Origin of the sequence: Paenalkalicoccus suaedae (assembly GCF_006965545.2) — a bacterium.
Taxonomy (GTDB): domain Bacteria; phylum Bacillota; class Bacilli; order Bacillales; family Salisediminibacteriaceae; genus Paenalkalicoccus; species Paenalkalicoccus suaedae.
This window is the reverse complement of record NZ_CP041372.2, coordinates 3,152,637-3,167,270: the sequence shown is the minus strand read 5'-3', so window position 1 is coordinate 3,167,270 and position 14,634 is coordinate 3,152,637. Positions and strand designations below refer to the sequence as shown.

Genomic DNA, 14,634 nt, shown 5'->3' with positions numbered 1-14,634 from the left:
AGACCGATGCAGCATGGCTCTTGCATATCTGCTACTCTAGTAATTCTTCCGGACTTAAGTTAAGAGCTTCAGCTGTATCTTGAACAACCTGATAAACAGCGGGGTCAACTTGGAAGTAACCACCTAAATAACCGCTCTCTTCAAGGAATTCACGTCCTTTTTCGTCTTCGGACATATCAAGGAATGCCTGTTGAACAGCGTCCTTAAAGGATTGTGGAAGATCACCTTGGATGACATATGGTCCACCAGGGATTGGCTCAGACTCATGAAAAATATTCAGCTGATCAAAATTCTCATGATCATTCACTCGGTCAAATACACGCTCGATACATGTGCTACATACGCCAGCCGCTTCTACATCTCCGTTTAGTACAGAGTATAAAGACGCTTCGTGGCTACCAGAGAAGACAACGTCAGATGGGAACTGATCGACATTATCCATTGTTAAGCCGATTTCGTTAATGAGCATAGCCTTAGGGAATAGGTGTCCCGATGTGGAAGCTGGATCCGCATATGCTAGAGAACGCCCCTCGATGTCTTCTAATGAATCGATTCCATGCTCATCAAGCGTAATCATTTGAGCTGTGTAATAAATGTCGTCCTCCGTACCACCCTCTTCACTTACAGGAATAGCAAAAGGTTCACCATTTGCGCGTTCTGCTGCTACTAAATAAGAGAAAGGTCCGAATGTGGAAGCATGAAGGTGTCCATTTGCCATTGCTTCAATTAATGCTGTGTAGTTTGTCGCATTGTAAAGCGTCACGTCAACATCTAAATAATCTTCTAAGTACTCGATCATCGGCTCGTAGCGATTAGTTAGCTCAGCCTGATCCTCTACAGGAAGAAGTCCAAAGATAAATTCTTCTGGCCAATCCGAACGATCTTCTGAACCGTTTGATGCTTCAGCAGTCTCTGCGCCTAGTTCGTTTACTTCACTGTTGTTGTCTGTCCCACATGCTACTAACGTCATCGCAGCCGCAGCTGCAAGTGTTCCACCCAAAAGCTTTTTCATCGTGTTGTTGCCTCCCTATACATTTTGTTTACAGGTCTCATCATATACGGGGGGTATTAAGGAACTATTAATCTAATGTTTAATTGTGTAAGGGTTTTGTGAACAAATGTTCAGTATATGAATGAATTATGAATTGATAGCGTTATTTAACATATCTTTCAACATAATGAATATTTGCTTGAGCTAAGGAATCAGAGGTACGTAACCAATAGATACCACAAATAATAAACAACGCACCGATCCCGGCATAAAGCGCCTGCATCCCAAACCATTCGGCAGCGATATATCCCGCGAGTGGTCCAATCGCAGCCCCTAAATCCTGCGCGACAGAAAACGAGGTCATCATCCGTACACGGGAGGTTTGCTCCGATGCCTCCGCAGCAATGGCTAAGTTAAACACTTCTAATGCAGTAGCAAGTAGTTGGATGAGTAGTACGACTAAAATAAATATGACCAGTGGGATAGGGAGTGGTAGCACTATAAGTAGTAGTCCTGTTAGGAGAAAGCTTGCTGCGAATAGGGTTTTAGGCGATCGACTTCTATCCGCCATTTTGCCAAGCGCTGGTGATAAAAAGCCTTCCCAAAGCACTCTGACAGACTGCAACAAGCTGCCCATTGTGGCGACTCCTATGAGAAGGGCTCCAATCATCAATCCTTCGGTCATATGTCCGTCGAGTAAATAGGTGAGCGTCGATTTTAAGACGCCATCAAACACGATCGTCAAAGCCATTGCGCTTACTAATAGAGAAACAATAAAACGCATGCGTAATAATTGTGCGTACGAGACTTCGACCCGCTTTTCCTCCTTAGATGGGATAGTTAGTCGTACATTCGACATAAACGGTAGGAGAATAAAGGTTGCGGCACTAGCTACAGCAAAGCCTATCATGACTGGCATTAGGCCAATTTGGTCAAGGAGAATGGCACCGATCAGGGTACCTAATAATGCGCCCGTGCGAGTGATGCCTTTATGTAAACCAAATAAATAACCGCGATCCTCGCTCGACGCAAGTGTAGGGATGGCGAGGTAGGCTCCGAGTTTTAAGAATGTCCACGCAACACCCCAAAGGATGCGAGCAGTGAGCAGCCAAACAAATCCAAAGGAAAAGCCATAGGCAAGTGTCGTCACAGTTGCTAGTGCCATGGCAATGTAAAATCCGTGCTTGTAGCTAATGTACTGGTAAAGCCAAGCTACAAGTGGGTTTAGAGGTAGTCGAATAATTCGATTTACAGATAAGAGGACACCAATTTGCCAAAGTGCGGTCAGACCGATTTCCTGCCACATAAGCGGTAGCACGATGTACATCATCGCGTCCCCAAATAGTGAAATAGCAGTAGCAGTAGCCATGATAATGACGTCACGTTTAGGAGAATAAGTTGCAGAGTTTGTAGAAGGTGACACAGGTAGGACTCCTTTTTTTGTATAACCGTAACAAAGATTTGAAGTCTCATGTTAGTAGAGGAGAGATTCTTAATAAAACTAACATTCTGTTCATATTGCGGTCACGTTCATTAAAAAACGTTCATATTGGGGATAGGGTGGAAGTTAATGGTTGGGAGTTAACTTACTTTTTGAAGGCGTGTTCCGTTTCGTGGGGATTTTTGCGAAAAGCGTTCACGTTCTCGGATAATGCGTTCAATTTTTTACCACATGCACGGTTCCTCCCCACAAAAAAGTCAGGCAATGTTTGATCGCCTGACCGTCATAATGTTATGTTAAATTTTTACGAATGTACTTAATAATTTTACGCAGCTCATTCACGTGCGGCCGTCCAAATGGACTCGTTTGACGTTGCTGATAAAGTAGCTTTCCGTTTTCGTCTGTTAAGAAATAAGCAGGCTCGCCGTGATCTCCGTGATCCTCATATGGGGCATCATTCGTATGGCGATGGACGCCGTAAGCTTCTAAAAAGCTATAGTCCTCATCCATTAATATAGAAAAGGATAGTCCTTTGTCATCAATTAGTTTCTGCAGGTCATTCTTATTGTCGTGCGAGATAGCCGTCACCCGAATGTTGTGCTTCTCAAAGTAGCTTATGCTTGATTCAATATCCTCAAGCTCCTCCTGACACACAGGACACCATGATCCGCGGAAGTAAATGATTAGTTGCCACTCATCCGATCCTTTTGTGTCAGAAAATGTGATTTGCTCTCCTGTTACAGATGGTAATGTGAAGTCTGGTACTTGTTCATTTAATTTAAATGTTGTCATCATTGTCACTCCCTATATTTTGGTAACAATTATCAATTACCCGAGGAGTGACAACCTAAAACGCACCAAGGTCCAAATAAACAGGTTTAAAAAATAGTTTCATTTTATTATAAATTAGTTATACAAAACCTGTTAATTTTCTCAAAAAGGGGGTATCTGTAGCAGTACAATCGAGAGGAGGATGACCAATGTCAGCTATTAAAGCAGTTGTGTTAAATGCATCATTAAAGTCGTCTGGCGAGGAATCCAACACGGAGGTTTTATCGGCAGAAGTGCTAGAACTACTGGAGAATGAGGGAGCGGAGACGGAGATGATCCGGCTCGCAGACTATAATATTGCATTCGGAATCGCAGAGGACATGGGCGAGGAGGATGAGTGGCCACAAATTTTTGAGCGAATTGAAGCCGCAGATATCGTTATCATCGGCACCCCTCTATGGCTTGGCGAAAAGAGCAGTTTAGCGACACTTGCTATCGAGCGACTATACGGAAGTAGTAGTGAAACGAACGATAAAGGTCAAGCGATCTACTACAATAAAGTAGCGGGTGTTGTCGTTACTGGTAACGAGGATGGCGCGAAGCACGCAGCAGCCTCTATTCTATACGGACTTTCACATATCGGATTTGTCATCCCACCTAACGTAGATGCGTATTGGGTTGGTGAAGCAGGTCCAGGACCATCATACATCGAAGGCGGTAAGGAAAACGACTTCACAAAATCACATGTAAAAATGCTCGCGTACAACACGCTTCACCTAGCAAAAATGCTAAAGGCACAGCCAATTCCGGCTGAGGGGAACGTGATGTAAACAAAGCAACATACTTAATAAAGGCTATCCGATGAGGGTGGTCTTTTTTTGCGCGAAAAAATCCCCAATAAAAGGGGATTAAGACGGTAAAAGCTCCTCAAGATCCAGTGGAATCTCCCAAGCATCTAGCTCTAACACGGTATATTCTTGGTCATCATAGATAAAGTGAGCGAACCATTCCCCGCTCGCATGAAAAATGATCTCGCCAGACTCTTCATTATAAAATTCGGCTAACACATTTTCCGTCCATTCAAGAGACATACCTCTGCTGGAAGGATAGGATGAAATATCGCTGAGTTCAATATTTTCAGCTGTGAAATCGCCTTCTGGATCCTCGATTTCATAAACAAACGAGACATGACGACCGAAATAGGTTGTCTCCTCCCCCTCATAAAACTCTTCAATAGAAGCTGTGTGAGCACCAGATGAATCGGAGGCACTAACGGGCTCTCTCAACTCTGGCGTGGTGGTCACCCCAAAGTTCTCAGGATCTACAGATCCATCATCAATCGACATTCGGAGCGTTGCAAACAACTCCTCGACCTCCTCATAGGTAAGAACAGGCGCATCCTCCCCAAGATCAGTCGATTCACCAACAGGCGAATACGAAATATCATACTCCTCCCCAAGCGCCTCTATATCCTCTTCCGGCGAACTACAAGCTACTAGTGGGAGAAACAACGCAACACTTCCTGCCATCCATTTTTTCGACATATAACCCCTCCATTGGTATGTGTATTTCCTTTTCTTTGTAAAAATAAACGACTTTACAATTGTATCTAATTAGTTTAATATCTAATTAGATGAAAGGGGTTGTTAATATGCAATTGGATCGTTTAGTTGCGTTTCACAAAACGTTAGGAGATAAAACGCGCTTACGTATTTTAGCGTTACTTAAAAAGGGGCCGCTTCACGGACAGGCTCTAGCAGGGAAGCTCGGGTTAAAGGCTCCAACGATTACTCATCATATGACAAAGCTACGCGAGATTGGTCTTGTCTCACAGAGACGAGACAAAAATACGATCTATTTTCACCTAGAAGAGGATCGGCTGGCACGTATGTCCTCGGCAATTTTGAATTTGTCCGAGCCAGAATTTGTTGTCGGGGATGAAAAGTCGAAGGTGGTCGCAAACTTTACCGATGGATCAGGTAGGCTGACGCAGTTGCCGGCGCAGCGCAAGAAGCGATTGATGCTGCTTGAGTATATGTTACGAGGGTTGGAGCAGGGTCGTGCGTATGAGGAGCGCGAGGTAAATGAGCACATTAAGCAGTTTTACGATGATTATGCGACGGTGCGCCGGGAATTTATTATGTCGCACTTCATGTTTAGGCAGGACGGGGTGTATGAGTTAAATCCTCGTGATATGTGGCCGATTTAGAAGACAACCAAGTGAGAGCTACTCACTTGGTTATTTTGCGTGTTAGAAGGACAGTTCTAGGTGCTTCGGAGAGAAGTGAGGCGCAATGTTGGAGAAGTGAAATGCAATTTGAAGAAAATCACGAGTAGCGACGCGCAATTCGCAAGAAGCGACACGCAATCTGTCAAAACTTAAGAGAAGTGACACGCAATCATATAGAGGAACGAGCAAAAGTTGCTATGTGCTAACACCTCGCAACGATTTCGTCCATTCAGTGCGGACAGTCCAATTAATAAAGACATTCAATACTTATGTGGGTATGTGCTTGTCAACTTATCTGTTTGTCGAACAAGAAAATTCGAATGAACACAAACTATCATTTTGTCGAATTTTGTCGGTGCAAATATAAAAAACACAAGATATTACATGTGAGTATAGTCACAAAATAGACACAATGATTTTTGACAGTTTTCGAGATTGCTATCCTAAAGAAGTATTAGAGGGGGAAATTTGTCGCTTTTTTCGTAAAGGTTTTGTCGAATAGCTCAAAATTAGTGGAAGATCTTGCTATGATGATACATGTTATTCCACCGGGTCTCGAAGAAGTTACAGGAAGATTCACAATCTTACCCCTAACAAGCTTTCCCTCGTTTCCTCAAGTGGATATGTAGTTGGACGAAAGAGAGAGGATAGCCATGCTGGATTCGAAAAGAAAAGCAATGATATTTTTATCGCTCGCATTTTTATTAGCGATTGGAGCGGGATTTGTTTATTTACAGAAGGTTAGTCAAATGAATGAAGAGCTTGGAGGCATGACGGAAGTGTTTGTCGCCGGGCAAGATATATTCTCTCGTGAGCTCATCAGGCCTGAGGATGTGAGTGTGCAGGCGATCCCGAATCGCTTTGTAACGGATTCTCATATTACGAATGTTGATGATCTGAGGCAGAAGGTTGCGTTAGTCCCACTCTCCGAAGGGGATCTCTTAACGCAAAATATGCTAAAGGAATTTGATGATACACAGGAACAAAATGATCGATTGATCACCGTGATGGCTGGGAACAATGTGGTGTTTGACCAACAGTTAGATGCCATGGATCTCGTCGATATTATTGTATCCGATACGTTTAGTGGAGAGGCTGCGACGACTCTTTTTATGGAGGATGTACTTGTAGCAAGAGTTGCTACATCAGGTGGGGAATTCCAAGGGGTGCAACTTGAAATGACCATCGAGCAAGCGCAAGCATTTATCCATAGACAAAACTACGCAGACCAGCTTCGTATCATCAGATCTACCGCAGGTTCATCGGAAGCGCCGGTGTCACCAGATGAGGTAGTGGACGAATCGGAGGAAGCAATTATAGAAGAACCAGAAGCAACACCTAACGAAGAAGGTAACCAAGTAGAGGAATCAGCTGATCAAAATGAATCAACAGAGGAAGTGCCTGCCGAACGAGGCGAAACAACAGAACCAGCCGAAACAGAACCAACTGATTCAACCGAACAAAACAACGAGACGACACAAAATGAGAGCTAGGTGAACCCGACATGGAACCTTTATACATGCTAATAGTAAGCGACGATATAGAAATGGGACAAGAAGCTTTGAAGCTAAGTGAAGAAGCATTCGCCGTTAACTTAGTGGCAAAAAAAGAAGCGATTGTCGAAATCGACAAACGTACTCCGGACATTTTGCTCGTTGCAGATAACCAAGCAGTTAGTGGTGCGGAGACGATTCAAACGATCGCATCTGACTACAATATTCCTTACATCATTTTTCTTGGACTAGAAGAAGATTTTAATGGTCTGCGCGACGTGATTAGAGCGGGCGCGGATGAATATTATTTATACCCTCAGGAGCTAGATAGTCTCCGTCATAAATTACCTGCACTACTCACTACGATTCAATCACAAGAAGAATCGGCGTCTACAATCCAAGCATTTAAGCGCGGGAAAGGAAAGGTGTTTTCCTTTTTTAGCGGAAAAGGCGGGAGCGGAACAACGCTACTTTCTCTCTCATTTGCTCAAACCCTAAAGCTAGAGTCCACGGCTCGCGTGCTCTTTATCGATTTAAATATGCAATATGGAGGTGCGGAAACGTTCTTTGGTCTTGAGAGCAATCGCTCATTAGCCGACCTCCTTCCAGTCGTTGACGAACTGAACGAAACGCATATTCAGCACGTGCTGGAATATGAGAAGCGCTCCAAGCTCGATATGCTACTTAGTCCATGTGATGCAGAGTTTGCGGAGGAAGTAACAGAGCGATTTATTTCCAAGCTTATACGGACTGCAAGACGAAGCTATGACTTTGTTATTTTAGATCTTCCGCATGGCATGAACGTGTCGACGTACACTGCCATGGAGGAGTCAGACAAGATTTATTACGTTCTCACGCCTGATACACCATCAATTCGAACCTTTCAGCGTGTCGAAAATCTGTTTGATCAGCTTTCTATCAAGCGAGAAGAGCGTCTCGAATTTTTCTTAAATAAGGTTAGTCGAGACAATGAATTAAATAAGTCAGATTTGCAGTCTTTGCTGACGTATCCAATTGCGCTTGAGGTGCGATTAGACGTGAAGGGTGTGCAGTCGCATGTCAACGTAAGTGAGCCCATGCATAAGTCGCAGGAAGAAAAGAAGCTACCTGGAGCTGCAAAGGATATTCGGAAATGGGTGCGAGCCTTTTTGAAATAGAGAGGAGGAGATGTAGATGTCGCTTTTTAAGCGCGAAGAACGAAAGAGTCAGGATACTGCTACCTACAGCGCTAATGAAGATAGCTACTTAAATCAGCTTGTCGATCACTATAAGACGAGACTCCTTCAAGAAGCCAACTTAGAGCATTTAACAAACTTAAGCCAGCGGGAGATGCGCCTTGCCATTGAGCGCTTCATTACGCAGTTTATGAACGAAGAGAAGGTTATTGTTACTCGTCATAAAAAAGAACAGCTATTAACGAGAATAATCGATGAATCAGTAGGTTTTGGACCTCTCGAATCTCTCTTAAAGGACGATACGATTACGGAGATATTAATTAATGGACCAGATCATGTCTCGATTGAGAAGAATGGTCGATTGCAGCAGATTAACTTAACCTTTCGCAATGAGGAGCACTTAAGACACATTATTGATCGCATTGTAGCTCCGATTGGACGTCGAATTGATGAAAGTTCACCGATGGTTGATGCAAGGCTTGCTGATGGCAGTCGTGTGAATGCCGTGATTCCACCTGTGAGTTTAAACGGGACACTGCTTTCTATTCGTAAATTTAGGAAGGAGCCATTTACGTTAGATGATCTCATTCAAGGCAGTTCCATGACAGAAGACATGCGTACCTTCTTAACGGCTCTTATTCGCTCTAAAATCAACACGGTTATTTCGGGAGGGACAGGAAGCGGTAAAACAACGCTTTTGAATGCGCTAGCTCAAGCGATTCCAGAAGGAGAACGCGTTATTACCATTGAGGACTCTGCCGAGCTCAACTTAAATCGTGGCGATGTAGTAGGTATGGAGGCCCGCCCTCCTAACGTCGAAGGGCGAGGGGAGATTACAATTCGTCAGCTTGTTAAAAACGCACTCCGTATGCGTCCTGATCGCATTATTGTCGGAGAGGTTCGTGGTGCCGAGGCGTTTGACATGCTTCAAGCCATGAATACGGGTCACGAAGGCTCGCTGACGACCGTCCACGCTAACTCCGCTCGAGATGCGCTGAGTCGTATCGAAGGAATGGTTATTATGGCCGGAATGGACTTGCCTTCTACCGTTATCCGCGAGTACATTGCAGGAGCCGTTGAGATCATTATCCAAGGGATGCGACTCTCTGATGGAAGGCGTCTCATTACCGCTATTAGTGAGGTGGCAGAGCAAGACGGTCGCATGGTCATTCACGATATCTTCACTTTTGAGCGCACAGGAGTCTCCGAAGAGGGGCGCGTTTTAGGCGAGCATCGTCCTACTGGCTATGTGCCTGCTGTGTTAGATCGCTTAAATCGCTTCGGACAGAAAATAGAGCCGACGCTATTTGAGACAAAGGAGGAGGTCACATGACAGGCGCCTTTTTAGTCGGAGCAAGCGTCATCCTATTTTTGATTGGCATGATGTACCTATTAGATTTCCGAGCACAAAAGAAGCTTTGGAAACGCAAAGTAACAACTTGGTTTACTGCAACGGGTAAACGTAAAAGTGCCATCGTCCTGCTTGGAGATCGGTTTGACCAATCTAAGTATGCGAAAAAAATGGAAGCAAAGCTTCGTAAAGCAAATATTGGACTGACTCCCTCCGAGTTTTACGGCATGCTAATCGTTGGAGCAATGGCGTTAACACTTGTGATTGCGAATGTTCTTGGCTCTTCTTTGCTTTTATCGCTCGTGATTGCAGGGGCGCTTTTATGGGTGATGCAGATCATTCTGTTTTCGCTCCGCAAAAACAAGTATCAGGATCAATTAAATCAGCAGCTTGCCGAAATTTGCCGCATGCTCTCTAATGCAACGAGATCTGGTATGACGATTCAGCAGGGAATTGATCTTGTCGCACGGGAGATGAACTATCCTGCAAGTGAAGAGTTTGCCCGTGTTTCTCAAGAGATGCGTTTGGGAGTCGATTTTGACCGAGCGCTAATCAAGTTGCAAGACAGAGTGGATTCCAGAGACTTTAAGCTCTTTATCGCTACCTTACAAATTCAAAAGCGTGCAGGCGGTAATTTATCAGAGGTATTAGAAGAGATGTCGATGACGCTTGAAGAGAGAAAGATTTTGCAACAAACGATTAAAACGATGACTGCGGAACAAAAATATATCGCATGGATTCTTCCATTGATGCCGATTTTTATCGTGTTTGTCATGAATACGATTGTTGATGGGTTCCTAGAGCCTATCTTTACGTTAGTGGGAGGAATACTCGTGACCATATTTCTTGTATGCACAATTGCCACCTTCTTCCTTATTCGCAAGGTGACAGACATACGCGTTTAAGCGCACATTTGGAGGTGACAACATGGATGCATTAGCGATATTTACTGTCATATTAACGTTACTTTGCTTAGCGATTGGACTTAAAGAATATTACACGTTTCGAGTTGCAAAGATGGAGAAGGTATCACACGTTAGAGAGCTAATTGGAGCAACGGAGCAGAAAGAATCAAAAGGAAAGCTATCCGAGCGAGTCATGGCTAGAATCGCGCTTTATGCGGATGATTTCTCTGGAATTGGGCAGCGCGTCAACTTCTTTAGTGAACCTCATGATATCGAACAGTTGTTAAGACGTGCTGGACTATCGAAGAAGATGACAGTAGAAAAGCTTCAAGGCTTAAAGATGTTTTTCTTTTTCTTTGGATTATTTACTGGGTTCATTCTCTTATTAATTGGATTCCCATTTGCGATATACAGTATTGTTTTCCTCCCACTAGCAGGTTATTTAGGGACAATCCTTTGGCTTAAGAATGTGGCGAAAACAAGACAGGAGCAGCTTCGCTATGATCTACCAGATTTTTTGGACACGGTAAGTGTAACCCTTCAAACCGGAGGAGGACTGGACCAAACATTAAAAGAAGTAGTTACCTATTTCGATGGTCCGCTCCAAGAAGAGTTTGCTAGATTCAATCAAGAGATTGAGCTAGGAGTACCACGAGAGCAGGCATATAGAGAGCTTTTAAACAGGAATGATAATCCCGAATTTCAATCGTTGATTAAATCCTTAATGCAAGGGATGAAGCTTGGTGTCCCAGTAGCGACGACGTTTAAGCATCAGGCAGAGGATTTACGCACGATTAGAAAAGAGCAAGTAAAGGAGAAGGCCGCGAAAGCCTCTCCTAAAATCACTCTGATTACCACTTTTTTAGTCGCACCATCGGTCATTCTATTGATTGCCGGACTCATGATATTAAACATGTTCTTTGGCGAAAATTCGATTTTAGATATGCTGTAAAGTTGGAAGGTCCGTCTACAGAGTGGGCGTTCAAATATGATATTACATTCAAGGAGGAGTTACACATGAAAAAACTTAGAGAGATGTACATTGAGGCTGTTAGCCATTTGCAGAACGAAAAAGGATCACAGTCCTTAGAGTGGATCGGAATTGCTGCTGTAATTGTAATTGTAGTAGGGATGATTTCAACTGTTTTTGCTGGAGACACAGAGTTTGGAGAAGCAATTAAAGATCGGCTAATCTCCTTTGTTGAAGGTATCGGTTAAGCAGAAACGTACGACTTTCCCCATTTTGGGGAGGGTCTTAGGAAGGAAAGAGAGAAGCTCTTTTTTTCCTAAGACTTAAAAAGCTTCGATCACTATGACAACTGGAGGCAACATTCATGAATAAATCATTAGCTTTAAGCGCTACTGGCTTACTTTTATTAGTAGGGGCGTGTTCTGACAATAGTGAAGTAAACGAGCAGGTAACATTAGATAATAACGACATTTCATCGGAGTTGGGGAATGAGCCTAATGAACCGAATGAGATCGAAGATGTTTCTAATCAGCCTGAAGAAAACGAAGTGGAGCTATCATTTGAAGATCCAGGCGTGCCGTATATTCCTACAACGATGGAAGAGGTGCTAAATTTTCCAGCTGGAGAGTTTGAAGGAGTAGATCCGAACGAGTCAGAGGACTTTGCGGAAGTGCTAAGCACTATGCCAGAACTTTCAGAGGAGGCGTCAGCGGAAGATTTAGAGACCTATGTCACACATTTAGCGACGCTTGTGGCACCGGCTTATCCAGATCCCAGGCTTTTAGCAAACCGTTGGGATCAGCTTAGCTTTTTGGCACCGAATGAAGATGGGGAGCTTGGACCTGAAGTAGCAGAGCTAAATGTAGAGATTCTTCTTGATGCAAGCGGGAGCATGCGCGACGAGCTCGAGGGGACGGATAAGATGACGATTGCGAAAGAGGCAATCGATGGTTTTGTGTCTGAGTTGCCTGAGGAGGCGAATGTGGCATTACGCGTTTACGGTCATATAGGAGAAGACTCGGAGCTCTCGTGTGCAACGATCGATCGCGTCTATGACTTGCAGCCATATGAAGAGGGTGCTTTCACGGATGCGTTAGGGAGCGTTGAAGCAAATGGCTGGACACCTCTTGCGCATGCTATTGAAACTACGAGTGACGATTACCGGCAAGGTTCAGAGGATGCGACGAATATGATTGTCGTTGTAAGCGATGGAATGGATACGTGTGGCGGAGATCCTGTAGCTGCAGTGGAGGAATTAAGTGAACTCAATGTCACACCGATTATTTCGATTATCGGATTTGATGTGCCGGCTGATGAACAAGGTCAGTTAAGAGATATGGCTCGTGCAGCTTCAAGTTCATTTGCTACTGCAGACGACCAATCGCAGTTGATCGCGGAACTAGATCGAAATTTGGAAATTGCGCAGGCATGGACCATGTTTGAAATAGAATCTTTCCGAGAGATTGAACAAGCTAGAATTGATCAGAATGGCGATGTCTTACAAGAACGAAATGAATGGCGTGGTAAAACACAAGAAGAAAATGGCCATATGTTTACTGTGATCGACTATCTCATGGAAGAAGGGAAAATTGACCAGGCGCATTATTCAGATATGAGACATTTAGTTAGTGATCGAGCAAGTGCTGCCTACGATATCGGTGAAGAAGTCTATGGGGCTCTATACGATGCCAATATAGAAAATCGGGATAGATTGTTAGAGGAACTCGATGAACTTATTGATCAGAAGGATAATAACTAATTTGATAGAGTAGGAATTTCTTTCATTCTTTTAGTAATCAGATTGTTTTTAGTTGTGAAGGTTGAAGCGAAAGCCAGTGCTTAAGAAAGTCAGTATTCTTGCGAAAAAATGTGCGGAGGGGACGTAAATGAAAAATCAAAACCGATCTTGGCTAGCTCTTGTTATAGCAAGTATCTTTATTATTATGCAGCTTGGCTTTCCACTGATCACAATTGCTGTGAGTCCATGGCAAGGAAATGATTGGCAAGGAAGTCCATGGCAAGGAAATGAATGGCAGGGTACACCATGGCAAGGTCATGATTGGCAGGGGAATGACTGGCAAGGTGATGACTGGACAGGTAACGACTGGCAGGGGGATTCACCGCAACAAGGTAATTCGTGGAGCGGCAATTCATGGAATGGTCAAGGTGGAACAGGCGATTCATGGAATGGTAATCCGTGGAACGGTCAAGGCGGATCAGGCGGAACGTGGAACGGAGATCCATGGAATGGTCAAGGTGGAACAGGCGGAACGTGGAACGGAGATCCATGGAATGGCCAAGGTGGAACAGGCGGAACGTGGAACGGAGATCCATGGAATGGCCAAGGTGGAACAGGCGGAACATGGAACGGAGATCCATGGAATGGTCAAGGAGGAACGGGTGGTCCTTGGACTGGTACACCAGGTGATGGTGGAATGTGGAATGGAACTCCAGGTTCAGGAACTCCATGGAACAATAGCCCATGGCACCAACAAGGCCCAAGTGTTGGTCCAAGCAGCCCACTTCCTGCCCAACAGAATGGTGCAACACCTAGCTGGAATCCAATCACTGGTGAATGGGCGACATTTGAGGGAGAAGGCTATTATACGGTTGGACTCCCAGAAACAGAGTATGACTGGACGAAGTTTGTTGTGAAGGATCTGGCTGGTGGTGTTATAAGCACCATGGATTCAGAAAGCTTTACACGTGGTGATATTAGTCAAGGACTCATGCAAGCAACGTTTAAAACATTAGTTACTAATGATAACGCAGCAATTAGTGCTGGATTCGATACAGTATCGCACGCTCAAACCCTCCAGACAGGAGCGCAAAGATTTAATGAGCTGTATAATTATTTAAGACCGGTTGATAACGCTAGAGGTGCAGTAGCTACTACATTATCAAATGGAGCTTCAACTGCTAGTTCGACAGGTGCGTTTAAAGCAGTAAGTAGTTTAGGCGTTGTGGGCGGTGCTTTAGGACTTGGCTTCGGTACATACGATGCTATACAGAGTTTTTCTGAGGGAGATACCCTGGGAGGAATAGGAAGTTCAGGTAGTGCCTTAATGGGAGCTGGTACCATCGCATTAGCAATACCTGGTGGACAGGCAATAGGTGCAGGGTTAATAGCAACTGGAGCTCTTTTATCTGCAAGTGCGGGTGTAGTTAAGATGTGGAGAAATCGAGAAAAAATTGCGCAAGATGCTAAAAAGGTCTGGAACTCTGTAGCGGATACAAAGAACAAAGTAACAGATGGAGTAAAGAACTTATGGGAAGGTACGAAGTCGTTTTTTGGGAGAGGATAACG

14 protein-coding genes are annotated in these 14,634 nt (G+C 44.2%); 10 read left to right on the top strand and 4 right to left on the bottom strand.

What is annotated here, in order from left to right; translation table 11 throughout:
* Positions 1-31: 31 nt before the first annotated feature.
* The 3 genes from FLK61_RS16565 to FLK61_RS16555 form a co-directional block, all read right to left on the bottom strand.
* Positions 32-1,012, bottom strand: a complete 981-nt coding sequence (locus FLK61_RS16565; RefSeq protein ID WP_176010467.1) for a phosphate/phosphite/phosphonate ABC transporter substrate-binding protein — start codon at positions 1,010-1,012, stop codon at positions 32-34.
* A gap of 142 nt (positions 1,013-1,154) precedes the next feature.
* Complete coding sequence (locus FLK61_RS16560) at positions 1,155-2,414, bottom strand: MFS transporter (RefSeq protein ID WP_176010466.1); 1,260 nt, start codon at positions 2,412-2,414, stop codon at positions 1,155-1,157.
* Between the two features lie 309 nt (positions 2,415-2,723).
* Positions 2,724-3,224: a peroxiredoxin family protein gene (locus tag FLK61_RS16555; RefSeq protein ID WP_176011279.1), complete on the bottom strand. Its 501-nt coding sequence runs from the start codon at positions 3,222-3,224 to the stop codon at positions 2,724-2,726.
* Between the two features lie 188 nt (positions 3,225-3,412).
* On the opposite strand from FLK61_RS16555, the gene FLK61_RS16550 reads away from it, so the two are divergent.
* Positions 3,413-4,033: a flavodoxin family protein gene (locus tag FLK61_RS16550; RefSeq protein WP_283811862.1), complete on the top strand. Its 621-nt coding sequence runs from the start codon at positions 3,413-3,415 to the stop codon at positions 4,031-4,033.
* A gap of 78 nt (positions 4,034-4,111) precedes the next feature.
* On the opposite strand, the gene FLK61_RS16545 is transcribed toward FLK61_RS16550, so the two are convergent.
* Positions 4,112-4,747 (bottom strand): hypothetical protein, encoded by a 636-nt coding sequence (locus FLK61_RS16545; RefSeq protein ID WP_176010465.1) that lies wholly within the window; start codon positions 4,745-4,747, stop codon positions 4,112-4,114.
* 107 nt (positions 4,748-4,854) lie between these two features.
* Between FLK61_RS16545 and FLK61_RS16540 the strand changes: the two genes are divergently transcribed.
* The 9 genes from FLK61_RS16540 to FLK61_RS16500 all read left to right on the top strand — a co-directional run bounded on the left by FLK61_RS16540 (position 4,855) and on the right by FLK61_RS16500 (position 14,632).
* The gene (locus FLK61_RS16540) at positions 4,855-5,412 is read left to right on the top strand and encodes a DUF2087 domain-containing protein (RefSeq protein ID WP_176010464.1); all 558 of its coding nucleotides are present in this window, start codon (positions 4,855-4,857) and stop codon (positions 5,410-5,412) included.
* Positions 5,413-6,086: 674 nt separating this feature from the next.
* Positions 6,087-6,926, top strand: a complete 840-nt coding sequence (cpaB, locus tag FLK61_RS16535) for a Flp pilus assembly protein CpaB (RefSeq protein ID WP_176010463.1) — start codon at positions 6,087-6,089, stop codon at positions 6,924-6,926.
* Between the two features lie 11 nt (positions 6,927-6,937).
* Positions 6,938-8,083 (top strand): CpaE/TadZ family protein, encoded by a 1,146-nt coding sequence (locus FLK61_RS16530; RefSeq protein ID WP_176010462.1) that lies wholly within the window; start codon positions 6,938-6,940, stop codon positions 8,081-8,083.
* Positions 8,084-8,099: 16 nt separating this feature from the next.
* Positions 8,100-9,434, top strand: a complete 1,335-nt coding sequence (locus FLK61_RS16525) for a TadA family conjugal transfer-associated ATPase (RefSeq protein WP_176010461.1) — start codon at positions 8,100-8,102, stop codon at positions 9,432-9,434.
* Complete coding sequence (locus FLK61_RS16520; protein ID WP_176010460.1) at positions 9,431-10,357, top strand: type II secretion system F family protein; 927 nt, start codon at positions 9,431-9,433, stop codon at positions 10,355-10,357. Before FLK61_RS16525 ends, FLK61_RS16520 begins: the two co-directional genes overlap by 4 nt.
* A 22-nt stretch (positions 10,358-10,379) precedes the next feature.
* Complete coding sequence (locus FLK61_RS16515) at positions 10,380-11,309, top strand: type II secretion system F family protein (RefSeq protein ID WP_176010459.1); 930 nt, start codon at positions 10,380-10,382, stop codon at positions 11,307-11,309.
* A gap of 65 nt (positions 11,310-11,374) precedes the next feature.
* Positions 11,375-11,575: a hypothetical protein gene (locus FLK61_RS16510; protein WP_176010458.1), complete on the top strand. Its 201-nt coding sequence runs from the start codon at positions 11,375-11,377 to the stop codon at positions 11,573-11,575.
* A 116-nt stretch (positions 11,576-11,691) separates the two neighbouring features.
* The gene (locus FLK61_RS16505; protein WP_176010457.1) at positions 11,692-13,086 is read left to right on the top strand and encodes a vWA domain-containing protein; all 1,395 of its coding nucleotides are present in this window, start codon (positions 11,692-11,694) and stop codon (positions 13,084-13,086) included.
* Positions 13,087-13,213: 127 nt separating this feature from the next.
* Positions 13,214-14,632, top strand: coding sequence for a hypothetical protein (locus FLK61_RS16500; protein WP_176010456.1), 1,419 nt, complete (start codon positions 13,214-13,216; stop codon positions 14,630-14,632).
* The last annotated feature ends 2 nt before the right edge of the window (positions 14,633-14,634 follow it).